Annotated in this window: 22 protein-coding genes; 14 read left to right on the top strand and 8 right to left on the bottom strand. The window is 72.2% G+C overall.

Going from position 1 to position 26,076, the window contains the following annotated elements; all coding sequences use genetic code 11:
* Positions 1-351: 351 nt before the first annotated feature.
* Positions 352-837, bottom strand: a complete 486-nt coding sequence (locus tag ACFYV1_RS02315; RefSeq protein ID WP_389393449.1) for a DUF456 domain-containing protein — start codon at positions 835-837, stop codon at positions 352-354.
* Between the two features lie 17 nt (positions 838-854).
* On the bottom strand, positions 855-1,838 hold the full coding sequence (locus tag ACFYV1_RS02320) for a helix-turn-helix domain-containing protein (protein ID WP_389393450.1): 984 nt from the start codon (positions 1,836-1,838) through the stop codon (positions 855-857).
* 218 nt (positions 1,839-2,056) lie between these two features.
* Between ACFYV1_RS02320 and ACFYV1_RS02325 the strand changes: the two genes are divergently transcribed.
* The 4 genes from ACFYV1_RS02325 (at position 2,057) to ACFYV1_RS02340 (ending at position 7,682) form a co-directional block, all read left to right on the top strand.
* On the top strand, positions 2,057-2,974 hold the full coding sequence (locus ACFYV1_RS02325; protein ID WP_389393451.1) for a DUF6891 domain-containing protein: 918 nt from the start codon (positions 2,057-2,059) through the stop codon (positions 2,972-2,974).
* 237 nt (positions 2,975-3,211) lie between these two features.
* Entirely contained in the window at positions 3,212-4,873 is a 1,662-nt protein-coding gene (locus ACFYV1_RS02330; RefSeq protein WP_389393452.1) for a protein phosphatase 2C domain-containing protein, read from the top strand.
* A gap of 82 nt (positions 4,874-4,955) precedes the next feature.
* Complete coding sequence (locus ACFYV1_RS02335) at positions 4,956-6,698, top strand: pyruvate dehydrogenase (protein ID WP_389393453.1); 1,743 nt, start codon at positions 4,956-4,958, stop codon at positions 6,696-6,698.
* Positions 6,699-7,247: 549 nt separating this feature from the next.
* Complete coding sequence (locus ACFYV1_RS02340) at positions 7,248-7,682, top strand: ATP-binding protein (protein ID WP_389393454.1); 435 nt, start codon at positions 7,248-7,250, stop codon at positions 7,680-7,682.
* A 60-nt stretch (positions 7,683-7,742) separates the two neighbouring features.
* Here ACFYV1_RS02340 and ACFYV1_RS02345 read toward each other — a convergent pair whose 3' ends face one another.
* Together ACFYV1_RS02345 and ACFYV1_RS02350 are read right to left on the bottom strand one after the other, a co-directional pair.
* A complete protein-coding gene (locus tag ACFYV1_RS02345) occupies positions 7,743-8,810 on the bottom strand; it encodes a DUF2637 domain-containing protein (protein WP_389393455.1) in 1,068 nt (355 codons plus the stop codon).
* A gap of 234 nt (positions 8,811-9,044) precedes the next feature.
* Positions 9,045-9,890, bottom strand: coding sequence for a (2Fe-2S)-binding protein (locus ACFYV1_RS02350; protein ID WP_389393456.1), 846 nt, complete (start codon positions 9,888-9,890; stop codon positions 9,045-9,047).
* Between the two features lie 147 nt (positions 9,891-10,037).
* Here ACFYV1_RS02350 and ACFYV1_RS02355 point away from each other — a divergent pair, with 147 nt between their 5' ends.
* The 3 genes from ACFYV1_RS02355 to ACFYV1_RS02365 all read left to right on the top strand — a co-directional run bounded on the left by ACFYV1_RS02355 (position 10,038) and on the right by ACFYV1_RS02365 (position 12,677).
* Positions 10,038-10,799 (top strand): GntR family transcriptional regulator, encoded by a 762-nt coding sequence (locus ACFYV1_RS02355; RefSeq protein ID WP_389393457.1) that lies wholly within the window; start codon positions 10,038-10,040, stop codon positions 10,797-10,799.
* A gap of 34 nt (positions 10,800-10,833) precedes the next feature.
* Positions 10,834-12,189, top strand: coding sequence for a hypothetical protein (locus ACFYV1_RS02360; RefSeq protein ID WP_389393458.1), 1,356 nt, complete (start codon positions 10,834-10,836; stop codon positions 12,187-12,189).
* 131 nt (positions 12,190-12,320) lie between these two features.
* Positions 12,321-12,677 carry a hypothetical protein gene (locus ACFYV1_RS02365; protein WP_389393459.1) on the top strand — a complete coding sequence of 119 codons (357 nt, stop codon included), beginning with the start codon at positions 12,321-12,323 and terminating at the stop codon, positions 12,675-12,677.
* On the opposite strand, the gene ACFYV1_RS02370 is transcribed toward ACFYV1_RS02365, so the two are convergent.
* The 4 genes from ACFYV1_RS02370 to ACFYV1_RS02385 all read right to left on the bottom strand — a co-directional run bounded on the left by ACFYV1_RS02370 (position 12,678) and on the right by ACFYV1_RS02385 (position 17,629).
* The gene (locus tag ACFYV1_RS02370; protein ID WP_389393460.1) at positions 12,678-13,196 is read right to left on the bottom strand and encodes a protein phosphatase; all 519 of its coding nucleotides are present in this window, start codon (positions 13,194-13,196) and stop codon (positions 12,678-12,680) included.
* Positions 13,193-13,990, bottom strand: a complete 798-nt coding sequence (locus tag ACFYV1_RS02375) for a hypothetical protein (protein WP_389393461.1) — start codon at positions 13,988-13,990, stop codon at positions 13,193-13,195. The genes ACFYV1_RS02370 and ACFYV1_RS02375 overlap by 4 nt, the downstream gene beginning before the upstream one ends.
* A gap of 424 nt (positions 13,991-14,414) precedes the next feature.
* Complete coding sequence (locus ACFYV1_RS02380; protein WP_389393462.1) at positions 14,415-15,590, bottom strand: DNA gyrase subunit B; 1,176 nt, start codon at positions 15,588-15,590, stop codon at positions 14,415-14,417.
* A gap of 344 nt (positions 15,591-15,934) precedes the next feature.
* On the bottom strand, positions 15,935-17,629 hold the full coding sequence (locus ACFYV1_RS02385; protein ID WP_389393463.1) for a PucR family transcriptional regulator: 1,695 nt from the start codon (positions 17,627-17,629) through the stop codon (positions 15,935-15,937).
* Positions 17,630-17,912: 283 nt separating this feature from the next.
* Between ACFYV1_RS02385 and ACFYV1_RS02390 the strand changes: the two genes are divergently transcribed.
* From ACFYV1_RS02390 to modA, 7 genes are all read left to right on the top strand, one after another.
* Complete coding sequence (locus ACFYV1_RS02390; RefSeq protein WP_389393464.1) at positions 17,913-18,803, top strand: FAD binding domain-containing protein; 891 nt, start codon at positions 17,913-17,915, stop codon at positions 18,801-18,803.
* A gap of 2 nt (positions 18,804-18,805) precedes the next feature.
* Positions 18,806-19,396 (top strand): (2Fe-2S)-binding protein, encoded by a 591-nt coding sequence (locus ACFYV1_RS02395; RefSeq protein ID WP_389393465.1) that lies wholly within the window; start codon positions 18,806-18,808, stop codon positions 19,394-19,396.
* Between the two features lie 2 nt (positions 19,397-19,398).
* Positions 19,399-21,774: a xanthine dehydrogenase family protein molybdopterin-binding subunit gene (locus ACFYV1_RS02400; RefSeq protein ID WP_389393466.1), complete on the top strand. Its 2,376-nt coding sequence runs from the start codon at positions 19,399-19,401 to the stop codon at positions 21,772-21,774.
* 334 nt (positions 21,775-22,108) lie between these two features.
* On the top strand, positions 22,109-23,590 hold the full coding sequence (locus tag ACFYV1_RS02405) for an NCS2 family permease (RefSeq protein WP_389393467.1): 1,482 nt from the start codon (positions 22,109-22,111) through the stop codon (positions 23,588-23,590).
* Between the two features lie 32 nt (positions 23,591-23,622).
* Positions 23,623-24,774, top strand: a complete 1,152-nt coding sequence (locus ACFYV1_RS02410) for an XdhC family protein (protein ID WP_389393468.1) — start codon at positions 23,623-23,625, stop codon at positions 24,772-24,774.
* A gap of 112 nt (positions 24,775-24,886) precedes the next feature.
* Positions 24,887-25,282, top strand: a complete 396-nt coding sequence (locus tag ACFYV1_RS02415) for a molybdopterin-binding protein (protein ID WP_389393469.1) — start codon at positions 24,887-24,889, stop codon at positions 25,280-25,282.
* An 11-nt stretch (positions 25,283-25,293) separates the two neighbouring features.
* A complete protein-coding gene (gene modA, locus ACFYV1_RS02420) occupies positions 25,294-26,067 on the top strand; it encodes a molybdate ABC transporter substrate-binding protein (protein ID WP_389393470.1) in 774 nt (257 codons plus the stop codon).
* The last annotated feature ends 9 nt before the right edge of the window (positions 26,068-26,076 follow it).

Genomic DNA, 26,076 nt, shown 5'->3' on the forward strand with positions numbered 1-26,076 from the left:
GGCCTTCGGCGTTGCGCCCCTTGCGGCGCGGGGCCGTGGTCTTCGCCGGGGCCGGCCGTGTGGTGGCGGTGCGGTTCCGTGCGGGGCCGGGATCGGTGGGGGCGCGCGCCTTTGCGGTAGCCCGTTTCTGGGGCGTCGCGCCGCTTCGAGGCGTGGCCCGGTCCGGTCCGGCCCCGCCGGTGTGGGGTTCCGGGGGCGGGGCCTCCGGTGGCGGAGCGCGGGCTGCTTTCCTCACCGCGCTTCGCGCGAGTTGCGACGCTCTACGTCCGCTCACCCCCACCTCCGGCCCCGCCCCCTCCCGCCCGTCGAGGCCCGCCGCGGTGGGCGGGCGGGCCCCGTTTCCTCAGGGCGCTACGGGCCGGCGATCACCGCTCCCAGCCACGCGCCGACCACCAGCAGGCAGCCCATCAGTTCGACGAGCACACTCGTACCCGCCGCCCGCATCACCGCGCGGGTGGACGCCTTCGCCGGGCCGTGGCCGCCCAGCCGGCGGCGTTCCGTGCCGTAGATGCCGCCCACGAACCCCGGCACCGCGCCGATGACGGGCAGGAGGAAGAAGCCGGCCAGCGCCCCGAGGCCGGCGCAGGCCGCCATCCGGCGGGTGACGCCGAGACCGCGCAGGCGGCGGGCGGGCAGGTGCCACACCACGACCTGGTTGATCAGCAGGACCGCCGTGGAGCCGACCAGCAGGAACCAGGCCAGGCCCGTCTGGACGTGGAGGGACCACCAGAGCATCGCCGCCCAGACCAGCCACGGCCCGGGGACGCCCGGCACGATCACCCCGAAGAGCCCCAGCAGCATCACGCCGGCGACCATCAGCAGCTGCCACACGCCCACACGTCCAGGGTGCAGGATCAGGGGCGTTCGTGCAGGTCGCCCGCCACCCAGCCCTTCGCGTACGCGTGCCAGCCCAGTTGCAGGCGGGTGGTCACCCCGGTGAGCTCCATCAGCCCCTTGACCCGGCGCTGCACCGTACGCAGCCCCAGGTCCAGCTGCTTGGCGACGCTCGCGTCGGTCATCCCGGCGAGCAGCAGCGACAGGATCTCCAGATCGATGGCGTCAGGGCCGGCCACCTCCTCGACGATCTGGCCGCCGGAGCCCAGCCGCAGGGGCATCGCGTCGCGCCAGACCGCCTCGAAGAGGCCCATCAGCGACTCCAGCAGCCCGCTGGCGTGGACGACGATCGCGGCGGGCTCGGCGCCGCGTCCGGTCAGCGGCACCATGGCGAGCGTGCGGTCCACGACGACGAGCTTCGTCGGCACCCGCTCGACCACGCGCACCTGCTCGTCACGGCCCAGTGCCGTCGACAGCTCGGTGACCCCGTCGGGCATCGTGAGCACCTCACGTTCCACGACGACCCGGTACGCGACGCCTCGTTCCGCGGCGTCGTTCTCCATGCCGCTGACGGCGATGGGCCTGCCGGTGACGAGCGCGCAGACCTCCTGCGTCGCACCCAGCCGCAGCTGTACGAAGCGGCGCACGACGGCACTCGCGCCCGTCACGACCTCGATCAGGTCGTGGACGGCCGGTTCGTCGGACTCGGTCCGGTACTGCTGCGCGAGCAGCGCCGCCGCCAGTTCGGCCTGCTCCAGCTCATGGCGCTGCTGGGTCAGCAGCGCGGCGAGCGCGACACCGGGAGGCGCCGCGACCCAGCGGCCTGTACGTGCGGACGACTGCGCGGCCAGCCCCTGCTGTTCCAGGCGCCGCAGGGTGCGCTCCGTGTCGGGTTCCGGCAGCGCGAGCCGGTGCGCGAGATCGGCGATCTCCGCGGCTCCCAGCGCGACCAGCGCGCGGTACGCCGACTCCTGTCGCTCGTCGAGCCCAATCGCTCCAAGCACCGAAACCCTCCCCGGACGTGCATGTATCGGCCGCCGTGGCGGGAATCGGCCACGGCGGAAATCCGCCGCTGACATCATCCCCGTACCCGCCGCCTCTCTGCCAAGTGGTGGCACCGGGCAGGGGCCGGACCCCGCGAGACGAGTGGGCCACACCGCGCTCGCAGACGAGCCACCTGGCCGGAAGGTCTGCTGTCAGAGGGATGTGTCAGAGTCTGCGCATGCTCGAGATCGTGGTGAAAACGGAGAACGGGGAGCGGCACGTCCGAGTGTCCGCAGAGGAGCTGGCCGGGCTGGTCCGCCGGATCGGTGGTGACGGTGACCTGTTCCTGGTGGTCCAGCGGATACCCGACCTGCCGGACGTTTTCGCCCAGGTCTGGCACAAGGCCGGTGGGGACTACACGCTGGAGTATCGCGATGGTGCCGCCGACCGGCACTTCCAGGTAATGGTCGACGGACCCGAGGTCGTGATTGCGGCGATGACCGGCTGGGCCCGCCAGGAGACCGGCTGGGACGCCGGCATCGTCTGGTCGCTGCTGGACATGGGCCCCGCCCGCGAGGTGCCACCGCTCGAACTCGGCGAAGACGAGCGCGCGGAGTTGGTCAGGCGCGTCCGCGAGGTGCTGGTCGGCGGCTACGCCTCCCGCGCCGAACTGGCCGAGCTCGCCGAGTGGTACCTGGTCAGCCAGGACCGTCGGCCCGTTTCGCGAGAGCAGGCGGAGGCGCTGGCCGACCGGTTGTGGCTGGAGCGGGTCGCGGAGCAAGCCGCATGGCAGGGCGAGACCGACCCCGAGCGGCTCACCCAGGCGTTCACCGCCCTGGAGGAGGCCGGGATCACCGCCCGCGAGAACTTCACCTGTTGCCGTAACTGCGGCCAGTCGGAGATCGGCGGCGAAGGCGGACCAGACACCCGCGGCTTCGTCTACTTCCACACCCAGTGCACGGACTCCGCCGCATCCGGCCACGGACTGACGCTTCTCTACGGCGGCTTCGACGGCTCGTCCGAGACCACTGCCGCCATCGGCCGGGAGGTCGTGGCTGCCCTTGAAGCGGCCGGCCTCCACGCCGAGTGGGACCACGACCCGGCCCGCGCCATCACCGTCACTCCCCTTGACTGGCGTCGCCGCCTGGTCGGCTAGGGCCTCTCGTTCGGATCTTGCCGGGCTCGCGTGCCCTGGCACCGGACCTCGCTGCGTTGTCGTCGGTCGCCGACTTCCCGTAGGAAGTTTCGGCTCCTGCGGCTCGCGTCCGGTGCCGATCAGGACCGGTCCGCGCGGCGTTCTGCCCGTTGAGGGTTGGGCCGCCCGGCGGACGTTTGGCGGGGTCTTTTCGCCAATGCCCGTTTTCTGGCCCGGGGTGCGGACGACAATAGGGGCATGAGTGAGCAGGGGGAGAGGCCCAACAGGCCTACCACCGAGGACGAGTGGTGGAGCAGGCTGTACGACGACTCCGCCCCGGACACCGGCCGCCCGGCCGCGTCGTCCGCCGACACGCTCGACGACCGCTTCGACTCGGCCGCCGACACGGTGACCACCAGACCCGCGGCCTGGTGGGACCGGCCCCGCCCGGCGGGCCGCGAACCGAGCCCGGCGCCCGGCGCGCCACCGCCCAGGCCAGTGGCACCTCCGATCGCGGGGCCCACGCCGCCCGACCCGCGTGGCGCGGCACCGCCCCGCCCGACCGCACCGCCGCCGATGGCGCCGGAGGCCAGCGATCCGCGCGAGGGTCGTCCTGTGGTGCCGGCGCCACAGGACGAGGCCGCCTCGCCGCCGGGCGACTGGAGCGCCCCGGACGCGAAGGAGGTGCCGTCGGCAGGCACCGTCCCCGGCGACACCGGGGAAACACCGCCGGGCGACCGAACCGCGCCGGGTGGCACCGGACAATCCCCGCCTGCGAGGACACGTCCGGCCCCGGACCCGGCCGGGCAGATCCCGCCTTCCCCGCCCACCGGTCCCGCCCCGGCGGCCCCGCACTCAGCGGGGCCGCCACCGCCCACGCCCGCACCGCCCGCGCCGGAGCCCCGGCGTGCGCCGCGGGCCGTTGTACCGACGCAGGCGCCGCGGTCCGGAGTGGTCGGGGGCGGGCCGCCCACGTACGACGCGGAGCCGACCGCGCTGCCCGCCGCGCAGCCGGACGCCCTGGACCAGCTCGTCGCCGACACCGTGCTCGACGGCGCCAGGTACGGCACGTACACCCTGCGCGCCGCCTCCGTGCGGGGCGACTCCGCGCGCTTCCGCGGCGAGCCGCGCCGGGACGCCCTGCTCACCGCCAGATTCGGTGCCGGACCGGCCGCTCTGGTGCTCGTCGCCGTCGCGGGCGGCATCCGTGGTGCCGACACCGCGCATCTCGCCGCCGCCGACGCCTGCCGGTGGATCGGCGGGGCTGTCGGCCGCAGTCACGCGCGACTGGCGGACGACATAAGGGCCGGCCGGCGCGGCGACCTCAAGTCTGGGCTGCACCGGCTCACCGACCGCAGCTTCGGCAGGCTCCGCGCCCAGGCCGCCGAGTTCGGACTCGAACCGGACGCGTACACGGCCGGCCTGCGATGCCTGCTCCTGTCCGCCGACCCGGACTGCCGCACCCGCGTCTTCTTCGGCGTCGGCGACGGCGGACTGTTCCGGCTGCGCGACGGTGCCTGGCAGGATCTGGAGCCGTCCGTCCCCGACCGCGCCGACGTCACCGGCGCACCCGTCGTCGGGTTCGGTTCCGCCGTGCCGGAGGAGACCCGCGACGGCGACCGGCTCACCATGGAGCTGGGCATCGCCACGCCCCCGTCGCCGTACGCAGAGTCCCCACCGCCCCCGCCCGCCGAACCGTTCCGGTTCCGCGCCTCCGTGGCCCGGCCCGGCGACACGCTCCTGCTGTGCAGCAGCGGCCTCGCGGAGCCGGTGCGCGGCGAGGCGGCGCTCGCGGAGGAACTCGCCGCGCGCTGGCGTGGTCCGGAGCCGCCGGGGATGGCCCAGTTCCTCGCAGACACCCAGCTCAGGGTCAAGGGATACGCCGACGACCGTACGGCGGTGGCCGTCTGGGAGGCGTAACCGCACAGGCGCGCCGGGCGCGGCCATGGGTTGATGGACCTCGAGGTCCGACAGAGGCCCACAAGGAAAGGGCGCGCATCCCATGGCCAAGCAGAACGTGGCGGAGCAGTTCGTCGACATCCTCGTCCGCGCCGGCGTCGAGCGGCTCTACGGTGTCGTCGGCGACAGCCTCAACCCCGTCGTCGACGCCATCCGCCGGAATCCGGACATCGACTGGGTCCAGGTCCGGCACGAGGAGGTCGCGGCGTTCGCGGCCGGCGCCGAGGCGCAGATCAGCGGGAAGCTCGCCGCCTGCGCCGGCTCCTGCGGGCCCGGCAATCTGCACCTCATCAACGGCCTGTACGACGCCCACCGCTCGATGGCGCCCGTTCTCGCCCTCGCCTCGCACATCCCCTCCAGCGAGATCGGCCTCGGCTACTTCCAGGAGACCCACCCGGACCAGCTTTTCCGCGAGTGCAGCCACTACAGCGAGATGATCTCCAGCCCGCAGCAGATGCCGCGCCTGCTCCAGACGGCGATCCAGCACGCGATCGGCCGTGGCGGGGTGAGCGTGGTCTCCCTGCCGGGTGACCTCGCCGACCGGCCCGCTCCGGAGAAGTCGATCGAGCACGCCCTCGTCACCACCCGTCCCACCGTCCGGCCGGGCGACGCGGAGATCGACAGCCTGGTCCGCATGATCGACGACGCCGATCGTGTCACGCTCTTCTGCGGCAGCGGCACCGCGGGCGCGCATGCCGAGGTGATGCAGTTCGCGGAGCGCATCAAGTCCCCCGTGGGACACGCGCTCCGCGGCAAGGAGTGGATCCAGTACGACAATCCGTACGACGTCGGCATGAGCGGCCTGCTCGGCTACGGGGCCGCCTACGAGGCCACGCACGAGTGCGATCTGCTCATCCTGCTCGGCACCGACTTCCCGTACAACGCGTTCCTCCCCGACGACGTCAAGATCGTCCAGGTCGATGTCAGGCCCGAGCATCTCGGGCGCCGCTCCAAGCTGGATCTCGCCGTGTGGGGCGATGTGCGCGAGACGCTGCGCTGTCTGATCCCGCGGGTGCGGGCCAAGAGCAGCCGGCGCTTCCTCGACAAGATGCTGAAGAAGCACGCCGACGCCCTGGAGGGCGTGGTCAAGGCGTACACCCGCAACGTGGAAAAGCACGTCCCGATCCACCCCGAGTACGTCGCCGCCGTCCTCGACGAGATGGCCGACGACGACGCCGTGTTCACCGTCGACACCGGCATGTGCAACGTCTGGGCGGCCCGCTACATCTCGCCCAACGGCCGCCGCCGGATCATCGGCTCCTTCAGCCACGGTTCGATGGCGAACGCGCTGCCGCAGGCGATCGGCGCCCAGTTCACCGACCGGGGCCGCCAGGTCGTCTCCATGTCCGGCGACGGCGGGTTCACCATGCTGATGGGCGACTTCCTCACGCTCGTCCAGTACGACCTGCCGGTGAAGATCGTGCTTTTCAACAACTCCTCGCTGTCCATGGTCGAACTGGAGATGCTCGTGGCCGGGCTGCCCTCGTTCGGCACCGCCTACCGCAACCCAGACTTCGCGGCGATCGCCCGCGCGGCCGGTGCGTACGGCGTACGGGTGGAGAAGCCCAAGCATCTGGCCGGCGCGCTGAAGGACGCCTTCAAGCACAAGGGGCCGGCACTCGTCGATGTCGTCACCGACCCGAACGCGCTGTCCATCCCGCCCAGGATCAGCGCCGAGATGGTGACCGGCTTCGCGCTCTCCGCCAGCAAGATCGTGCTCAACGGCGGGGTGGGCAGGATGGCGCAGATGGCCCGCTCGAACCTGCGGAACCTGCCGAGGCCCTGACGGCCACCCAGTAAACGCGGGGGCTCCGGCACGAGCCCTTCCCGTACCGCCTCCGACCCGGGCACGCCGGGCAGCAGAGGAAGAAGTCCACGCGGAGGGTGGCACCTCCCGTTTGCCCGGAGGACTACGGGGGAGTCGGCGACCGACGACAACACGGCGTGGGGGCACCTTCCGCGCCGAAGGCCGCGGGGGAGTCGCGTGCCAAGGCACGCGACCCCGGCAGGACCCGAACGCGAGGCTCTGTATGTCCGGCACAAGGTGCCACACGGTCTCGTCCAGCACCGCCGGTCCCGCGGACGAGAAGCGGTGGAGCGGGCGGCCTCGCCGTCAACACCTCCCCGAGACGGGTCGGTTCGAATTCTCACGGCATGACCGGGCGGACGAACCGGCGCAGGGCACGCTCCGACCGCCCTTCCACCAAGGCGCGGTCGTCATGCATCACGGATCCTCTCGACAGCTGACGAAATCGGCATGAGTGGTGTTCCCCGGGTGGGGCATGCATCCCGTGACGCAACGAGGCAAGAGTTGTTTCCGACCGGGTGGGGGATCATGACTGGACGTCACGGGGGCACCGGAGTTCGCGGCCGGTTGCATCGCAGACTGGGCAGCGGCGATCTCACGGCCGTGCCCGAAGTGCGGCACGCGTTACGCGACCTGCTGGGCAAGTGGCCCGAGCCGACGGCGGGCGGTTCGGGCGAGGCGGCCGATGTGGCCGAACTGCTCGCCAGCGAGCTGGTGACCAACGCATTGCTCCACACCGAACACGGCGCGGTGGTCACAGCCACCGTCGAGGACTCCAGGCTTCATGTGGAGGTCCAGGACTTCATGGCAGGACTGCCTGTGCGGGACGTACCGAACGCCGACCTCGGTACGAACGGCAGGGGCCTTCTCCTGGTGGAGCGTCTCGCCGACGCATGGGGTGTGCGCACCGCTCAGGGCGTGGGCAAGGTGGTCTGGTTCGAGCTCCACGCGGGCATGGTCTGACCCCGCGCCTCGGGGGCGGCCCGGCCCTGTCGCAAGAGCCCGGCCGCCCCGTCGCGCTGCTCAGCCGAACTGCTGCTCCAGGTCCTTGAGCTTCTGCTCGAGGGAGTCGAGACGCGGCAGCGTCTGCGTGTCGTCCTCCGCGGTGAGGTCGACGGTGATCGGTTCGTGTCCGGTCGGCTTCACGGCCTGCAGCGAGGGCCTGGACCGTACGGACAGGTGTCCGGGCTCCGCTATGACGGGCTCCACGAGGGACGAGGAGCCCTGCGGCTGCTGCGCGCCGCCCGTCGCCGGACCGAGCGCCGGGAGCCGGCCCCCGCGGTCCGCCCGCCCGAGGCCCCAGGCGCGGTGCTGGCGGTTGAGCGCCCTGATCTGCGCGCGCTCGAGCTTCTCCCGGTCGCGCCGGCGCATCCGGTTCTGCTGCTTCTGACGCCGGTCCTCGCGCACCTCGTCGACCGCCTCGTCCAGGGTCCGTACGCCCTCCAGAAGCATCAGTGACCAGGCCGCGAAGGTCTCCCTGGGCGCCCGCAGCCACCGTACGATCCGGATCTGCGGCAGCGGCCGCGGCACCAGTCCCTGCTCGCGCAGTGCCGCGCGCCGTGTCTGCTTCAGCGCCCGGTCGAACAGGACCGCGGCGGACAGCGACATGCCCGCGAAGAACTGCGGCGCCCCCGCGTGGTCCAGCCCTCGTGGCGCGTGCACCCAGTTGAACCAGGCGGCCGCTCCCGCGAACGTCCACACCAGGAGCCGGGATCCGAGGGCGGCGTCGCCGTGACTGGCCTCGCGCACGGCGAGCACGGAGCAGAACATGGCCGCGCCGTCGAGGCCGAACGGGACCAGGTACTCCCATCCACCGGTCAGGCTCAGGTTCTGCCGGCCGAAGCCCACCAGTCCGTGGAAGGAGAGGGCGGCGGCGACGGCCGCGCAGCAGAACAGGAGTACGTAGGAGGCGGTGCCGTAGACGGCCTCCTTGCGCCGACGGCGCTCCTCGCTGCGTTCCCAGCTGTCCTCGGCCGCGGCCTTGTCACCGGCGCGCTTGCCGCGCGCGAGCACCGCCACCGCCGCCAGGACTCCCAGGATCATCACGGCGCCCGGAAGCAGCCAGTCCAGCGATATGTCGGTCAATCTCATGTGCGGTGTCCCTTGCATCGCGGTAGGGCGTTTCGGCCGCCATATTGGCCGAACGAGGGGGACACCCAGGGGCTTTCCGCGGAAGAGCATGCCAACGAGGCCGACCGGTACGCGAATAGGTGCGATCTGGTCGAACTGGCGGATGAATACAATGAGTTGAGTTCGAATTCACGTCACCCGAAAGAGCGGCATGGAACTGGGGCCGCCCACTTCCACCCGTCCGGGCGCCGTGACCTACGCCGTCTGCCGCAGCCGGGCGACCCGGTCGGCGTCACACGTGCGCGGACAGGTGACGCAGGTGTCCTCCGGGCGCAGCGTGTAGAACAGGCAGCAGCTCGCCCGGTCACGGGTCGGCAGCCGCTCGCCGTCGGGGCCGGTCAGCTCCCGGAACCCGGCGGTGCCCACGTACGGCTTGGTCGTGCCGGGCAGCAGCCGCTCGAGCTCCGCGACCGCGCGCGGCTCCTCGCCGAGAAGATGCGCGACGTACCACAGCCCCTCGACGATCTCGTCGGTCGCCATTCCCCACAGGGCCCGCTTGCCGCGCCGCATCCTGGCGCCGAAGCCGTCCAGGACGGGCCCGAGGTGCTCGGCGACGGCCGCGCGGACCTCGCCGCGCAGCGCCTCCTCGTCCGGTACGACGCGGGCTCCGGGCAGACGGGCGGCCGGGTCGTCGGGCAGGCAGGCGAACTCCCCGATCCGTACGGTCATCCGGCCGAGAGCGCGCTGGAAACCGACGTCCGCCACGGGGATCCGCGGCACCCTGCGGTCGAGGAACCAGGGGACGGTGAACAGCAGACAGGCCGGCCAGGCGTAGCGGTGCAGGCCGAAACTGGCGACGACGTCGGGGCGTGCCTGCTGTCCGTAGTCCCGCAGCACCTGCTCCTCGTCCCATACGAGGAAGGCGTCGAGCGCCGCGCCGCCGGCCGCGAGGTCGGCAGCGCCGACCCAGCCGTCGAGGACGGGTGCCGGCCGTTCGTCGGCCGGCTCCGTCACATGCAGCGCGGGGAAGACCTCGGTGAGGCGCGCATAGGCGTCGGCCACCGGTGAGGTGAGGCCGGGCAGCAGTGCGGAAACGGTCATGCTGGGGACCACCGAATCGCGATCGTTAGCAGGTTAGCCTTACCTTACCCGATGCTTCCGGTGTTTGAACTGCGGCCCCGGCCGCCTATCGTGCACTCAGGGCCCCTCATCCGCGAGCCGGGCCGGGCGAGCGCGGAGGAGGACCGAGTGGAGCAGGCCAGGGGGCGTGACCTCGCTCTTCCCCAGCCGTACGCGTCCGCACGCGTCCCCGCACAGGGCCGGCCCGAGACGGCTCAGGAGCATGTGCGCGGCGAGCACACCCACAGCGAGCCCCCGGCGCTCCGGTCGGTGCAGCGCCATTCGGTCCGCGGGCAGATCCTCGACGCTCTGCGCACGGCCCTCGTCGACGGCGACCTCGTCCCCGGCGAGGTCTACTCCGCGCCGGTCCTCGGCGAACGTTACGGAGTCTCGGCGACCCCGGTGCGGGAGGCGATGCAGCAGCTCGCCGTCGAGGGCGCGGTCGAGGTCGTGCCGAACCGCGGCTTCCGCGTCACCCGGCGCAGCGCCAGGGAGCTGGCCGAGCTGGCGGAGATCCGTGCGCTCATCGAGGTGCCGGTCATGCTCCGGCTGGCCCGTACGGTCCCCGCCGACCGGTGGAGGAGCCTGCGGCCCCTTGCCGAGGCGACGGTCGCGGCGGCCGCCATCGGGGACCGCGCCGGCTACGCGGAGACGGACCGTGCCTTCCACCGGGCGGTCCTCGCTCTCGCCGGGAACGAGCAGCTGCTCGCTGTGGCCGACGACCTCCACCGCCGCTCGCAGTGGCCGCTGAGCAGTGGGCCCGCCCCCCGCCGGGCGGACCTCGTCGCGGATGCGGCGGAGCACACGGCGCTGCTGGAGGCGCTGACGGCCCAGGATCTGACAGTGGTGCAGTCGTTGGTGCGGGAGCACTTCGCGGGTTCGGACGTCTGACAGGGACGGTGACGTGCGCGGCACGGTGTGGGCGGTGGCGAATCAGCTGGGGGTGGTGGCGAGCACTCCCGTCGAACTGTTGTCGGCGTTGCTGTCCGGGCCGCCGCGTACGGTGCGGCTGGAGCCGGGTGGCCACGATCCCGACGAGGTGGCGGAACTGGCCGGTGTGCTCGGCGAGTTCGGGCACGTACGGCTGGTCCTCGAGCGTCCTGCGGACGAGCCCTCGGTCGACGGGCTTCCAGCCGACGGGCTTTCGGGGGACGGGCTTTCTGGCGACGGCCCGGCCGGCCCCGGAACGGGGGACCCCGAGCCCGCGGAGACCGACCCGCTCGACCTGAGCGACGTGGACAGGGTCTGCGCGGCCGATCCCGCACGGGTCACAGCGGCGTACGAGGCACACGGCGCCGACCACGGGGGGCTGCGCGACGGCTGGCTCCGGGCCGGCCAGTCGCTGATCCGCGAGCAGGACCCGGCCGGCCGCGCCCTGGTCCTGCTCGCCGCCCTGCCGGCCGACGCGGACCCGCGGGTGGGCCGGGCACTGCGACGGGCGTCGGCGGGAGCGCCCTGGAGCATGGAGTGGTCCAGGCACTGCCAGGTCGCCGCACTGACCGTCTCCGCCGGTTTTGAGGGCTACGGGGGCTACGAGGGCTCCCAGCGCTCGCAGGGCTCCGAGGGCCATGAGGGCTCGGGGAGCTCGGAGTCCGTCGGCTCCGCGGGTTCGGCGGGCCCCGCGGGCGGCCTCGTGGTCGCCGATCCGGCGGGCGGCATACGCACCCTCCCGGACACTCTCCGGCGCCTGTCGTCGGCCGCGCGGGTCAGGGCGGTTGCCGCGCCGGACCACGACACCCGTCTCCTCCTCGACGAACGCGGCCGTCTCCACCGGCTCGGCGGCGCCGAGACGCCGCTGACGAAGGCCGTGACAGCCACGCTCGAGAGCCACCCGGGCACGGCGCTCGCCGCGGCGGCGGACACCGTGCTCGTCGGTGACCGCATGGGCTCCGTCCACGCCTTCGGCCTCGACGGTCTGCACCAGGCGGCGCTGCACGCCGGCCGGGTCACCGCACTGGCGGCCACCGCCTCGCCCTCCCTCGTGGTCCATTCCGGGGGCACGGACGGCACGGTCCACCGCTGGTCGCCGGGCAGCAGCAGGCACGGGAAACGCGTGTCGGTACGTCCGTACCCGGTCGTCGCCCTTCACACGGCGTCCACGCCGGCCGGGCCGGCGGTCGCCGTCGCCTGGGCGGACGGTCTGGCGGAACTGCACCTTCCGGGGATGCGTAAGGCCCTGCCGTTCAGGCCGGGTCCGGCGGTCCGAGCGGTCGCTGTCACCCCGGACGGCATGCTCTGCGTCGGCACGGACCAGACCCTGATCGGCCTGCGGCCCAGGTGACGCACATCAACTCCCGCCCGTGCGAGAGGCGTTGAGGGGGCGGCGCGGTCTCCCTTCCGCCACCCGGCGTACATCCCTGGCCATGGCTGCACTAATCTGTGCGCCGAATTGTGCTGCGAGGGGGGCAGGTCATGACCGCGGAGTTGCCGGAGTCGTCCATACCCGACGAGGAGTGGGCGAGATTCCAGTCGGAGAGCGAGGGGCCGGCGCGGCTCGCCGCGCCCAAGGAGCCGTCCGCGAGGGCCCGGATGGTCACCGAGCGGCTGCGGCTCGCCGACGAGGAGGCCGCCAGGCAGCAGGGCAGGGTGCGGCGTCTCACCCGCAGGGGCAGGCCGGTGCAGGCGCGGCCCGACGGCTGGCGCGCATGGCCCGACCGGCAGGCCCCCAAGCGGCGCAGCAGGGTCCGTGGATTCCTCTGGGTGGGCGTGGTGATCGTCCTGGTGCTGCTCGCCATGAACCCGGAGCGGGTCTTCGCCTGGCTCGCCTGATCAGACCGGCGGTGGCGGCTCCAGTCCCGACAGGAGCGAGGCGATGTCGAGACCGGTCAGCAGGTACTGCTCGAAGGCCTGGTTGTGCAGTGCCCAGGGCGAACGCCGCAGTCTGACCCGGTCGATGGCTCCCTCCGCGTCGTGGCCCAGTTCGATCAGCGTCTGGGCGGCCACCAGCCCCGAGCGGTTGTAGCCGGAGTAGCAGCGCACGAGGACCCGGCGCCGGGCCCGTACGGCGTCGGCGGCCGTCAGCGCCACGCGCCGTACACGGTCGATCTCGTCGGCGGTCAGCCAGTCGTCCGGGATGGGGACGACATGGTGCTCGACACCGTCCGACGGGCCGTGGCCCTCGCGTGTGTAGAGGCTGATGACGACGTCGAACTCGTCCGCCACGACCACGTCCCGGTGCCGGGCGGCCCCGTCCGACCAGACATGGCCGCCCACCCACAGGCCGGTCGTGATCTCGTCCCACCGCGTCCGTGGCTCGGGGACGTCCCCCTCCCTGCGGCGGGTCCTCACTGGCCGGCGGGCTCGGGCTCGGCCGCGGACGGCTGCGGCGGCACCACGGGGGACAACTGCGCGCCCAGCCACACCGGTACGCCGCCCAGCAGCCGGAACAGCCGGCGTGCCTCCGAGCGGAGCCGGCCCGCCTCCGGTTCGGGCTCGCAGTCCGCGAGCCCGGCCAGCGCCTGAGCGGTGCCGATCAGATAGCCGAGCTCCTCCCGGATCCGCAGACACTCGGAGAAGCCGGCTCTGGCGGTCGCCAACTCGCCCTCCCGCAGGGCGAGTCCGGCCTGCTGCTGCCAGGTGAACGACAGCAGCAGCGGGTCGTTCTGCGCCTTCGCGCCCGCGTGCGCCCGCTGATAGGCGGCGAGCGCGGACTGCGGCGAGTCCGCGATGTGCTCGGAGACCAGTCCGCGCCGGAAGTCCAGCAGCGGGCGCCTCGGCGAGGAGGGGGCGAGCAGTGCCGTCGCCCTGCCGAGCGCGGCACGGGCCTCGTCCGCCCGGTCCCGTACGCCGAGGCGGGTCGCCGCGTAGGCGAGCCGCCCACGCTCGCTCGCCGCGCCGCCGCGCTCCTCGTCGTCGCGCGCGACGGCTTCCGCCGTGCGCAGCGCGTCCTCCGCGTCCGCCCAGCCCTCGCAGGTGAACAGGCAGCGCTCGACGAGCAGTCCGGCCCGTTCGAGCGCGGCCGCGGGTTCCGCGGCACGCGGTGTGAGCAGAGCCGCCGCATCGGTCCAACAGCCGCGCGAGCGCAGCCGCCATACCGCGGTCTGGAGTGGATCGTCACCTGCTGTGGTTCCGGAACCAGACATGGCGGTATGCGCCACTTGCCCTCCCCTAGCACGCCATTGAGCTGTCGAGTCAAGCCTTCGAGTCAGACGGCATCTCAGCACGGATCGGCACGCGCGGCCAAGGGTTCAGGTGAATCAATTCACAATCTTGTGGCGGCCGTCCGGGTTCTCGTACGCGCCTTCGCCGGGTGTGTTGACGGCGGGAGGACCCTTGTCGTTGAGCGGCATCGGTACCTCCGGGGCCGTCACCTGGGCCGATGCTCCGGGCGTCGCACAGACGTCAACCGGATGGATCTCCACATGACCCCTACGGGTGACAGGCGCAAGGCGCTGTCCGTGTGACACGACGACCGCCCGGCGCCGTCACCTGATGAACTCGACGCGGTCGCTCCTGTGAGCAAGGGCGGGCCCGGCCCTGTGGTGATCCGGGTGGCGGGACCGTTGCTCAGTCCCGCCGGGCGGCCTGGACGATCCGGCCGACCACTGCCCCGGCTCGCCCCGGCTGTTCCTCGAGCCATGCGCTGAGATGTTCCTCGACCGCCGCCGCCACGCAGTCGCTTATCGCGGGCCCGTCCAGCCTGCCGCGCGTGGCGCCTTGGAAGTCGGGACACTCCAGCTTCACGGACACGACCGCTGTCAGACCTTCGCCGATGTGGTCGGTGCTGAGATCAGGGTCCGCCGCCGTCAGCAGCCGGCGCTCCCGCGCGTACGCGTTGACCGCGGCCGCCGTCCCCGCACGGAATCCGTCCGCATGCTCGCCGCCCTCGGGGGTGGGCCGACTGTTGACGAAGGTCAGGACCCGCTCCTCGTGGGAGCCGCACCACCGAAGTGCCACCTCCATCGTCACGGCCGCGCGCGGGTCCGTCCGCTCGAAGGCGATGACGTCCCGGAGCGCGGGTGTCACCGCTTCCGTGTCGAGGAGGGTGACGAAGTCCGTCACCCCGCCCTCGAACCGGAAGTGTTCCGTCCGCGGCTCGCCCGGTGACCGCTCGTCGGTGAGCGTGATGTCCAGGCCCCGGTTGAGGAAGGCGAGTTCCCTGAAGCGCTGCGCCAGTACGGCGCACGAGACCTCCGTCGTCGAGAAGATGCCGGCGTCGGGATGGAAGGTGATGCTGGTCCCGCTCCCGTTCGCGGGCCCCGTGGCGACCGGCGGTGCGGCCGCGACGCCCCCGCTGTACTCCTGGACCCAGCGCACTCCGTCACGCTGCACCTCTGCCGTCAGGCGGCTCGACAGGGCGTTGGTCACGGCGGGCCCGGCGGGGTAGCGGGCCAGGGTCGTGGCGAGGGCACTGTGGGGCTCTGTCCCCGTGTTCACGCGGGTCAGCAGGGTTTCGAGACCGGGACGGCCGGCGTGCCGGGGATCCCCGGCGGCCTCGATCGTCACGCCCGGACCGTCGTCGGTGACACGCACCCCACCGTCGGACGTGAGCGTGACGCCGACGGAGCCGGCGCGGCCGGCCAGGACCTCGTCCACAGCCCGGTCGCTCACTTCGAACACCGCCTGGTGCAGGCCGCGTTGGCCGGTCGAACCCACGTACATCCCGGGCCGCTTCCTGATGGCCTCCCACCCCTGCAGCACCTCGATGCGGGTGGCGTCGTATCCGGCAGTCCTGTCACTCACGAAGTTCCCCTCCGATACTGTCGCGCAGTGCCCCCAGCCTAGGTGGATCGCTGAGAAGTGCCAGGTCAGAGGCGGTTCGCCGTAAGCTTGCAGGGGTGGCTGCGCGCCTGCCCGGACGCGGGTGGACCGCTGGGGGTCGAACAGCTCCCGGAGTGTCGCCGGGGGCCCGCGGAAGCCGCGCACGGGGCCGTTCCCGGCGGCCCTGAGGCCACCGATTCCGTGAATTCGCCCGCCCCGCGAGGAGGTTGCCCCGCCTGCCCGTACGCCCGCGTTCCCGTTGCCCGAGAGCTCCGCTTGGATGCACCGGCCGACCCGTCGGCCGGTGCGTCACGGCGACGCCGGCGTCAGCTCATCCGCAGCGCCAGGAAGAAGTCCAGTTTGTCCTCCAGGCGGGACAGGTCCCGGCCCGTCAACTGCTCGATGCGGCCCACCCGGTAGCGCAGCGTGTTCACGTGCAGGTGCAGACGGCTCGCGCAGCGGGTCCACGACCCGTCGCAGTCGAGGAACGCCTCCAGGGTGGGGATGAGCTCGGCGCGGTGGCGGCGGTCGTAGTCCCGCAGGGGATCCAGCAGACGCGCGGTGAAGGCGCGGCGGACGTCGTCCGGGACGAACGGCAACAGCAGTACGTGCGACGCCAGTTCGTGGTGACCGGCCGCGCACACCCGGCCGGGACGCGCCGCGGCCACCCGGCGGGCGTGGCGGGCCTCCTCCAGCGCCCCCCGCAGGCCCTCCGCCGAGTGCACGGCGGCGCTGACACCGAGCGTGAGGCGGCCGTCGTCGGCCAGGCCCGCGGACAGCGGGGTGCGGACGGACTCGAGGAGCGCGTCGGCGTGCAGACCGGCTTCCGAAGGAGGCTGGTCGTCGGCCGGACCGCCGCCGAGGCCCACCGCGGGCAGGGGCACCAGTGCGATCGCCTCGTCACCGCTGTGGGCGACGGCGATCCGGTCCGCGGAGTCCGGTCCGGCCGCCGCGGCCGACGGGTCGACGAGGATCTCCTCGAGGAGTGACTGGGCGACCGGGCCGGTCTCCACCGCCGTGTCGTCTCCCCAGTCGACGCGGGCGACGACGACCTGCCAGTGCGGCGCGCTGCCGAGCCCCGGCAGCAGAACGGGCGCGGCGACCCGCAGCCGGGCGGCGATCTCCGCGGGTGCGGCACCGGTCTGGACGAGTTCCAAAACCTCCTGGGCGAGCCGTCGCCGTACCGTGCGGGCCGCCTCGCGCCGGTCCCGTTCCACGGCGATCAGCTGGGTGACTCCCTGCAGCAGGTCGAGCCGTGCGGCCGGCCAGTCCGCCGCGTCCGCCTCCACGGCGAGCAGCCAGTCGGACAGGACACCCTCCCGTACGTCCCTGGCGGCGGAGGCGGCCCCCCGGCCGGTGTTGCGGATCGGGAAGAGCGAGTACGTCACGCCGCGTGCGACGGCCCGGTGCGGCGCCCGCCGGCCGTGCCGCACGGCGGCCAGGTGCTCACCGGCGAGCGCGGCGCCCACCTCGGCCGGGAGCCCGTCGCCGGCGCTCGCGATCTGCCGCCCGGTGGGGGACAGGACCCATGCCCGGAGGTCGAGGTCGGAGCCGAGCAGGTCCAGGACCGCGTCCGGACCGCCGCCCGCGGGTCCGGACGTCATCAGCCGCCTGTGTCTGTCGACGACAGCCGCGAGGTCACCCGCCCGCTCCCCGGACACCTGCCGTACGACGTACTCGGTGATCGTCGCGAACGCAACGGACTCGTTCACCGCGAACAGCGGCAGCCGGTGGCGCGAACAGGCCTCGACCAGATCGTCGGGTACGGCCCCGAGCTCCGCCTCGCCCGCGGCGAGCCCGGCGACCTGGGCGCCGGCCAGGATGCGCACGAACGGTTCCGAGTCCTTTGCGGAGTGCCGCCAGGCGAGCCCGGTGAGGACCAACTCGCCGCCGGACAGGTACCGGCTGGGGTCGCGGAGGTCCGTGGTCATCACGCCGCGCACCCCGCGGTCGAGCTCGCCCTCGCCGCCGAGCAGCCGCAGCCCCAGCGCGTCGTTGTCCAGCAATGCGCGCAGCCGCATGTCGTCGCCGCCGATCTGTCTCGTTGTTGCCGGTACGTGGCAGAGAGCCGTGGCCAGGGTTTCCGGGGGGAAACGGTGAGGTTGCTGATCTCCGCCTTTCGTTCGAATCTACAAGACGAGGGAGGCGACCAGCGAACTCCTTCGGTGTTTCGGTGACTGCACCGGGCCGATCGAGGCTTGTGTACTGGACCACATCGAGTGAACGGCACATGAACGAGTCGAGGGCCGGCCGTCCCGGGCCCGTTGCGACGAACGACCCCGATTGAGAAGAAGAGAGCCACTCATGGACTTCCTTCGCCCCGCCAGCTGGGAGGAGGCGCTCGCCGCCAAGGCCGAGCACCCCACAGCTGTCCCCATCGCGGGCGGCACCGACGTGATGGTCGAGATCAACTTCGACCACCGCCGGCCGGAGTACCTCCTGGACCTGAACCGCGTCGGTGAACTCACCGAGTGGGAGGTCGGCGGTGAGAGTGTCCGGCTGGGTGCCTCCGTCCCGTACACCGCGATCATGGAGAACCTGCGCGCGGAGCTGCCCGGTCTCGCGCTCGCCTCCCACACCGTCGCCTCCCCGCAGATCCGCAACCGCGGCGGCGTCGGCGGCAACCTCGGTACGGCCTCCCCCGCCGGGGACGCCCACCCGGCGCTGCTCGCCGCGGGCGCCGAGGTCGAGGTGGAGTCGGTACGCGGATCGCGCATGATCCCCATCGACGAGTTCTACACGGGCGTCAAGCGCAACGCGCTCGCCGCGGACGAGCTCATTCGGGCCGTGCACATCAAGAAGGCCGACGGCCCGCAGCAGTACTCCAAGGTGGGTACCCGCAACGCCATGGTGATCGCCGTGTGCGCCTTCGGTCTCGCCCTGCACCCCGAGACCCGCACCGTGCGTACGGGCATCGGGTCCGCCGCCCCCACCCCGGTGCGGGCGAAGGCCGCTGAGGACTTCCTGAACGCCGCGCTCGAAGAAGGCGGATTCTGGGAGAGCGGGAACATCATCACCCCGTCGGTCGCCAAGCAGTTCGCGGAGCTCGCCTCCGGGGCCTGCAACCCGATCGACGACGTGCGCGGCACGGCGAAGTACCGCCGCCACGCGGTCGGCATCATGGCCCGCCGCACGCTCGGCTGGACCTGGGAGCAGTACCGCGGCACCGCCCGCACGCTTGAAGGAGCTGCATAACGATGCGCGTCAATTTCACCGTCAACGGGCGCCGGCAGGAAGCGGACGACGTCTGGGAGGGCGAGAGCCTGCTGTACGTCCTGCGCGAGCGCATGGGCCTGCCCGGTTCCAAGAACGCCTGTGAGCAGGGCGAATGCGGTTCCTGCACGGTCAGACTCGACGGCGTGCCGGTCTGCTCCTGTCTGGTCGCCGCCGGCCAGGTCGAGGGCCGCGAGGTCGTCACCGTGGAGGGACTGGCCGACTACGCCAAGCAGCGCGAGCACGGGTCCTGCGGGACCGGCGCCTGCGGCACCAGCCTCCAGGACGCGCAGGGCTGGAGCGCCCGGGGCACCGACTCGCAGACCGGCGAGGGCGCCGAGCTCTCCCCGATCCAGCAGGCGTTCATCGACGCGGGCGCCGTGCAGTGCGGTTTCTGTACCCCCGGCCTGCTGGTCGCCGCCGACGAGATGCTCGAGCGCACCCCGTCCCCCTCCGACGAGGACATCCGCGAGGCCCTGTCCGGCAACCTCTGCCGCTGCACCGGTTACGAGAAGATCCTCGACGCCGTCCGCCTCGCGGCCGCTCGTCAGGAGCGCAAGGAAGAGGCGGTCTGACCATGGCGACCACCGGCACACCCACGAACCTCACCCAGAAGACCAGGGGCGGCATCGGCGAGTCCACGCTCCGCCCCGACGGCATCCTCAAGGTCACCGGCGAGTTCGCGTACTCGTCCGACATGTGGCACGAGGACATGCTCTGGGGCCAGATCCTGCGCTCCACCGTCGCGCACGCCGAGATCGTCTCCATCGACACCTCAGAGGCCCTCGCCCAGGCCGGCGTGTACGCCGTCCTCACGTACGACGACCTGCCGACCGAGGTCAAGAACTACGGCCTGGAGATCCAGGACACCCCGGTCCTCGCCAACGGTGTCGTACGCCACCACGGCGAGCCCGTGGCCCTGGTCGCCGCCGACCACCCGGAGACCGCGCGCCGCGCCGCCGCCAAGATCAAGGTGGAGTACCGGGAACTGCCCGTCGTCACCGACGAGGCCTCCGCGACCGCCCCCGACGCGCCGCTGCTGCACCCCGGCCGCGACGACCACCACGCCGGGCACGTCCCGCACCCGAACATCGTGCACCGCCAGCCCATCGTCCGCGGCGACGCCGACGAGGCCGCGAAGCGCGCCGACGTGATCGTCTCAGGCGAGTACACCTTCGGCATGCAGGACCAGGCCTTCCTCGGCCCCGAGTCCGGCCTCGCCGTGCCCGCCGAGGACGGCGGCGTCGACCTGTACGTCGCCACCCAGTGGCTCCACTCGGACCTGCGGCAGATCGCGCCCGTCCTCGGCCTGCCCGAGGACAAGGTACGGATGACGCTCTCCGGCGTCGGCGGCGCGTTCGGCGGCCGCGAGGACCTGTCGATGCAGATCCACGCCTGCCTGCTGGCGCTGCGCACCGGCAAGCCCGTGAAGATCGTCTACAACCGGTTCGAGTCCTTCTTCGGGCACGTCCACCGCCACCCGGCGAAGCTCTGGTACGAGCACGGCGCCACCCGCGACGGCAGGATCACGCACATGAAGTGCCGGATCGTGCTGGACGGCGGCGCCTACGCCTCCGCCTCCCCGGCCGTCGTCGGCAACGCCTCCTCCCTCTCCGTCGGCCCGTACGTCATCGACGACGTCGACATCGAGGCCATCGCCCTCTACACCAACAACCCGCCCTGCGGCGCCATGCGCGGCTTCGGCGCGGTCCAGGCGTGCTTCGCCTACGAGGCGCAGATGGACAAGCTGGCCAAGGCCCTCGACATGGACCCGGTCGAGCTCCGGCAGCTCAACGCCATGGAGCAGGGCACGCTGCTGCCCACCGGCCAGCCCGTCGACTCGCCGGCCCCGGTCGCCGAACTGCTGCGCCGGGTCAAGGCCCGACCGCTGCCGCCCGAGCGCCAGTGGGAGACCACCGAGGGCGCGGACGTCCGCGCGCTGCCCGGCGGCCTGTCCAACACCACGCACGGCGAGGGCGTCGTCCGGGGAGTGGGCTACGCGGTCGGCATCAAGAACGTCGGCTTCTCCGAGGGCTTCGACGACTACTCCACCGCCAAGGTGCGCATGGAGGTCATCGCCGGAGAGCCGGTCGCCACCGTGCACACCGCGATGGCGGAGGTCGGCCAGGGCGGCGTCACCGTCCACGCGCAGATCGCCCGCACCGAACTCGGCGTCACCCAGGTCACCATCAGCCCCGCCGACACACAGGTCGGCTCGGCCGGCTCCACGTCCGCGTCCCGTCAGACGTACGTCACCGGCGGAGCCGTGAAGAACTCCTGCGAGCTGGTCCGCGAGAAGGTCCTCGAGATCGGCCGCCGCAGGTTCGGTTCGTACCACCCGGCGTGGGCCACCGCCGAGCTGCTGCTCGAGGGCGGCAAGGTCGTCACCGACGGCGGCGAGGTGCTGGCCGATCTGGTGGACGTGCTGGAGGGCGAGGCCGTCGAGATCGAGGCCGAGTGGCGGCACCGCCCGACGGAGGCGTTCGACCTCCGTACGGGACAGGGCAACGGCCACGTCCAGTACTCGTTCGCCGCGCACCGCGCGGTCGTCGAGGTGGACACCGAGCTCGGACTCGTGAAGGTGATCGAGCTGTCCTGCGCCCAGGACGTCGGCAAGGCGCTCAACCCGCTGTCCGTCATCGGCCAGATCCAGGGTGGCACCACCCAGGGCCTGGGCGTCGCGGTCATGGAGGAGATCATCGTCGACCCGAAGACCGCCAAGGTCAGGAACCCGTCCTTCACGGACTACCTGATCCCCACCATCCTCGACACGCCGACCATCCCGGTCGACGTGCTCGAACTCGCCGACGACCACGCGCCCTACGGGCTGCGCGGCATCGGCGAGGCCCCGACCCTGTCGTCCACCCCGGCCGTCCTCGCGGCGATCCGGAACGCGACGGGTCTGGAGCTCAACAGGACGCCGGTGCGCCCCGAGCACCTCACCGGCACCTGATCCGATCCCCCCACACCCTCCGGGCGGTGCACGCCATGCCTCCAAGGAACCTCCGGTTCCCCGCCGGTCCGCGCCGCCCGGAGAACGCACCACCACCGCAGTACCCGGCTCCACCGCAGTGCCCAGCTCCACCGCAGTGCCCAGCTCCACCGCAGTGCCCAGCCCCACCGCAGTACCCAGCCGCACCGCGGTACAGCGGCACCACCGCCGTACCGAGCTCCACCCGCGCAAGTCTCGGGCCGTCCCCCGGGTCGTGCAGCCAAGCAGCATCCCAAATCCCGCCGTCACCAAATCCCCCGGCGGGTGTCCCTGTGAACCTTGGGAAGTAGGCACCATGACCCAGCAGTCCACCGAGCCGAGGACGACGGCGCAGGACGCAGGCGAGGGATCTCGCCCGCCCGCCGGCCGATCCTGGCTCGACCGGTATTTCCACATAACCAAGAGAGGCTCGACCATCGGTCAGGAGGTGCGTGGCGGCATCACCACCTTCATGGCGATGGCGTACATCCTCCTGCTCAACCCGGTGATCCTTTCGGTGCCCGACGCGGCAGGGAACAGGCTCGACGGTGATCAACTGACCACCGCGACCGCGTTCGCCGCCGCGGCGACCACCATCGTGATGGGCCTCCTCGGCAATGTGCCGCTCGCCCTGGCCGCGGGACTCAGCGTCTCCGCCGTCATGGCCTTCCAGGTCGCGCCCGAGATGACCTGGGAAAACGCGATGGGCATGTGCGTCATCTACGGCGCCGTGATCGTCCTGCTCGTCGTCACCGGTCTCCGTGAACTGATCATGAACGCGATCCCGTTGGCGCTCAAGCACGCCATCACCATGGGAATCGGCCTGTTCGTCTGTCTCATCGGCCTGGTCCAGGCCGGGTTCGTGACCTCCATGCCCGGCGACGGCGGCATCGCCGGCGCGAAGCCGATCCAGCTCGGCACCAGCGACATGCTGACCGGCTGGCCGGTGCTCTGCTTCGCCGTCACCGTTCTGCTGATCTTCCTGCTCCAGGTCCGCAAGGTCCCCGGCGCGATCCTCATCGGCATCATCGGCGGCACGCTCTTCGCCGCCGTCGTCCACCAGTTCGCCGGTCTGGACAAGGCCGACTGGGGCGGCCTCAACGCGCCAGAGATCACCGGCTCCATCGTCTCCAGCCCCGACTTCGGACTGTTCGGTGCCGTCTCCTTCGACGGGATCGGCGGTGTCGGCGGCATCACCGTCGGAGTCATCGTCTTCACGCTGGTGCTCGCGGGCTTCTTCGACGCGATGGGCACCATCATCGGCATCGGCCAGCAGGCGAACCTCGCCGACGACAAGGGCAAGATGCCGGGCCTCAACCGTGCCCTCGCGATCGACGGCGCGGGCGGTGTGATGGGCGGTGTGGCCGGCGCGTCGGGCCAGACCGTGTTCGTCGAGTCGACCGCGGGTGTCGGCGACGGTGCCCGCACCGGTCTCGCGAGTGTCGTCACCGGCCTCGCGTTCACGCTGTGCCTGTTCTTCACGCCCCTCGCCCAGGTGATCCCGACGCAGGTCGCGGCCGCCGCGCTGGTCGTCATCGGTTCGATGATGCTGACCAACGCCAAGCACATCGACTGGAACGACTCGGCGACGGCCATCCCGGTCTTCCTGACCACGGTGCTCATGCCGTTCACCTACTCCATCACCGCGGGCATCGCGGCCGGAGTCATCGCCCATGTGCTGATCAAGGCCGTCCAGGGCAGGGCACGCGAGGTGGGCTGGCTGATGTGGGTGCTGGCCGCCGTCTTCCTCGCCTACTTCGCGCTGCACCCGATCGAGGGCTGGCTCGGAGTCAAGTAGCCCGCCACTCACGACACCCGAAGGAGACCGACATGCTGGACATCGCCGAGGAGCTGAACCGGTGGGTCGAGCAGGGCCGCAGCTTCGCCGTCGCCACCGTCGTGGCCGTCGGCGGCAGCGCGCCCAGGCAGCCGGGCGCCGCCCTCGCCGTGGACAGCGAGGGCACGGCGATCGGGTCGGTCTCCGGAGGGTGCGTGGAAGGCGCCGTGTACGAACTGTGCCGTCAGGCTCTCGAGGACCGCGCCTGTGTCCTGGAGCGCTTCGGCTACAGCGACGAGGACGCCTTCGCCGTGGGGCTTACCTGCGGCGGCGTCATCGACATCCTCGTCACCCCGGTCCACGCGGACGCCCCCGCCAGGGACGTCTTCGCGGCCGCGCTGGCCACCGCCGCCCGTGGGGAGGCGGCGGCGGTCGCGCGGATCACGGACGGACCGGCACAGCTCGCGGGCCGCGCCCTGCTCGTACGCCCCGACGGCACGTACGACGGGACGCTCGGCGGCCACCGGGAGCTGGACCGTACGGCTGCCTCCGAAGCCGTCGCGATGCTGGACGCCGGGCGCACCGGCACCGTGGTCATCGGCGAGGACGGCTCACGCTGCGGCCGCCCGCTGACCCTCCTCGTCGAGTCCAGCGTCCCCGCACCGCGCATGATTGTCTTCGGCGCGATCGACTTCGCCGCCGCGCTCGTACGCGTCGGCAAGTTCCTCGGCTACCACGTCACCGTCTGCGACGCACGGCCCGTCTTCGCGACCGCGGGTCGCTTCCCGGACGCGGACGAGGTCGTCGTCGAGTGGCCGCACCGCTACCTGGCGTCGACCGACGTCGACAGCCGCACCGTGCTCTGCGTGCTGACCCACGACGCCAAGTTCGACGTTCCGCTGCTGGAGCTGGCACTGAGGCTGCCGGTGGCGTACGTCGGCGCGATGGGCTCCCGCCGCACCCACGAGGACCGCAACAGGCGGCTGCGTGACGTCGGCGTCGGTGAACTCGAACTCGCCAGGCTGCGATCACCGATCGGGCTCGACCTCGGCGCCCGTACGCCGGAGGAGACGGCCCTGTCCATCGGCGCGGAGATCGTGGCGAACCGACGCGGCGGCAGCGGGGTCTCCCTGGCCGGCGCGCACACGCCGATCCACCACGACGGGGCGGACGCCCCGGCGGGACGGATCGGGTCGGTGGCGTAGCTCCGCCGCGCGGCTCGCGCCGTTTCCCGCAGGGCGAGTGCGGCCGCATCTGCCATGCAAGAGGGGGAATACGCGCTGTACCTGCGGCCAGGAACGGCATAGCATGGCGCATATGCAGTCCTACACCATCGGTCAGGCCGCACGGCTGCTCGGCGTCAGCGCCGACACCGCGCGACGCTGGGCCGACGCCGGCCGGGTCGCCACACATCGTGACGACGGCGGGCGACGGCTCATCGACGGCAAGGACCTGGCGGCGTTCTCCGTCGAGGTCGCCCAGGGCGGCGTCGGCGAGGAGGACGTCTCCTACACCTCGGCCCGCAACGCGTTCCCCGGCATCGTCACCGCCGTCAAGCTCGGCGACGTGGCCGCGCAGGTGGAGATCCAGGCGGGGCCGCACCGGCTCGTCTCCCTGCTGACCCGTGAAGCCGTCGAGGAACTGGGCCTGGAGGTCGGCATGCAGGCCACCGCCCGTGTGAAGTCGACCAGCGTGCACATCGACCGAGTCTGAGAGGCCCGTCCGTGTCCCCCACCCGTACAGGACGCCGCCGTGTGGTGGTCGCGGTCCTCGCGGCCCTGCTGCTCGCACCGCTCGCCGCGTGCGGCAGCGGCGCGCAGGACGGGGGCGGGGGGCGGCGGATCACCGTACTCGCCGCGTCGTCGCTCACCGATGTCTTCAGGACCGCGGGCACGGCCTACGAGAAGACGCACCCGGGCACCGAGGTCACCTTCTCGTTCGCGGGCTCGCAGGAACTCGCCGCGCAGGTACGGCAGGGCGCGCCCGCCGACGTCCTGGTCACCGCGGACACCCGGACGATGAACGGCCTGCGGGACGACACCGGCGCCCCGGTGGTGATCGCCAGGAACCGCCTGGTCATCGCCACGGGCAAGGGCAATCCGCATGACATCCGCACGCTCGACGATCTCGCCCGCAACGGACTCGAGGTCGTGCTCGCCGCGCCCGAGGTCCCCGTCGGCCGCTACAGCAGACAGATCCTCGACGCCCAAAACGTCGATGTGCGGCCGGTCTCGCAGGAACCGAACGTCCGCGCCGTGCTCAGCAAGGTCGAACTGGGCGAGGCGGACGCCGGGATCGTCTACCGGACGGACGTCACCGCGGCCGCCGACCGGGTCGACGCCGTGGACATCCCCGACAACCGGAACGCGGTCGCCGCCTACCCCGCGGCGACGCTCGGGACATCGGAGAACGCCGGTGCGGCAGCGGCGTTCGTGAAGTGGCTCAGCGGTCCGGAGGCCCGGAGGATCCTCCAGGACGCGGGCTTCCAGCAGCCGTAGCGGCCCACC

It is taken from the genome of Streptomyces sp. NPDC003023 (assembly GCF_042888225.1).
In the GTDB taxonomy this organism is placed as follows: Bacteria; Actinomycetota; Actinomycetes; order Streptomycetales; family Streptomycetaceae; genus Streptomyces.

Coding starts and splice junctions, on each gene's coding strand:
- ACFYV1_RS02375 (WP_389393461.1), bottom strand. CDS start 13,990: ATGTCTGGTTCCGGAACCACAGCAGGTGACGATCCACTCCAGACCGCG.
- ACFYV1_RS02345 (WP_389393455.1), bottom strand. CDS start 8,810: ATGAGATTGACCGACATATCGCTGGACTGGCTGCTTCCGGGCGCCGTG.
- ACFYV1_RS02400 (WP_389393466.1), top strand. CDS start 19,399: ATGGCGACCACCGGCACACCCACGAACCTCACCCAGAAGACCAGGGGC.
- ACFYV1_RS02325 (WP_389393451.1), top strand. CDS start 2,057: ATGCTCGAGATCGTGGTGAAAACGGAGAACGGGGAGCGGCACGTCCGA.
- ACFYV1_RS02410 (WP_389393468.1), top strand. CDS start 23,623: ATGCTGGACATCGCCGAGGAGCTGAACCGGTGGGTCGAGCAGGGCCGC.
- ACFYV1_RS02335 (WP_389393453.1), top strand. CDS start 4,956: ATGGCCAAGCAGAACGTGGCGGAGCAGTTCGTCGACATCCTCGTCCGC.
- ACFYV1_RS02385 (WP_389393463.1), bottom strand. CDS start 17,629: ATGCGGCTGCGCGCATTGCTGGACAACGACGCGCTGGGGCTGCGGCTG.
- ACFYV1_RS02405 (WP_389393467.1), top strand. CDS start 22,109: ATGACCCAGCAGTCCACCGAGCCGAGGACGACGGCGCAGGACGCAGGC.
- ACFYV1_RS02350 (WP_389393456.1), bottom strand. CDS start 9,890: ATGACCGTTTCCGCACTGCTGCCCGGCCTCACCTCACCGGTGGCCGAC.
- ACFYV1_RS02340 (WP_389393454.1), top strand. CDS start 7,248: ATGACTGGACGTCACGGGGGCACCGGAGTTCGCGGCCGGTTGCATCGC.
- ACFYV1_RS02330 (WP_389393452.1), top strand. CDS start 3,212: ATGAGTGAGCAGGGGGAGAGGCCCAACAGGCCTACCACCGAGGACGAG.
- ACFYV1_RS02390 (WP_389393464.1), top strand. CDS start 17,913: ATGGACTTCCTTCGCCCCGCCAGCTGGGAGGAGGCGCTCGCCGCCAAG.
- ACFYV1_RS02395 (WP_389393465.1), top strand. CDS start 18,806: ATGCGCGTCAATTTCACCGTCAACGGGCGCCGGCAGGAAGCGGACGAC.
- ACFYV1_RS02415 (WP_389393469.1), top strand. CDS start 24,887: ATGCAGTCCTACACCATCGGTCAGGCCGCACGGCTGCTCGGCGTCAGC.
- ACFYV1_RS02365 (WP_389393459.1), top strand. CDS start 12,321: ATGACCGCGGAGTTGCCGGAGTCGTCCATACCCGACGAGGAGTGGGCG.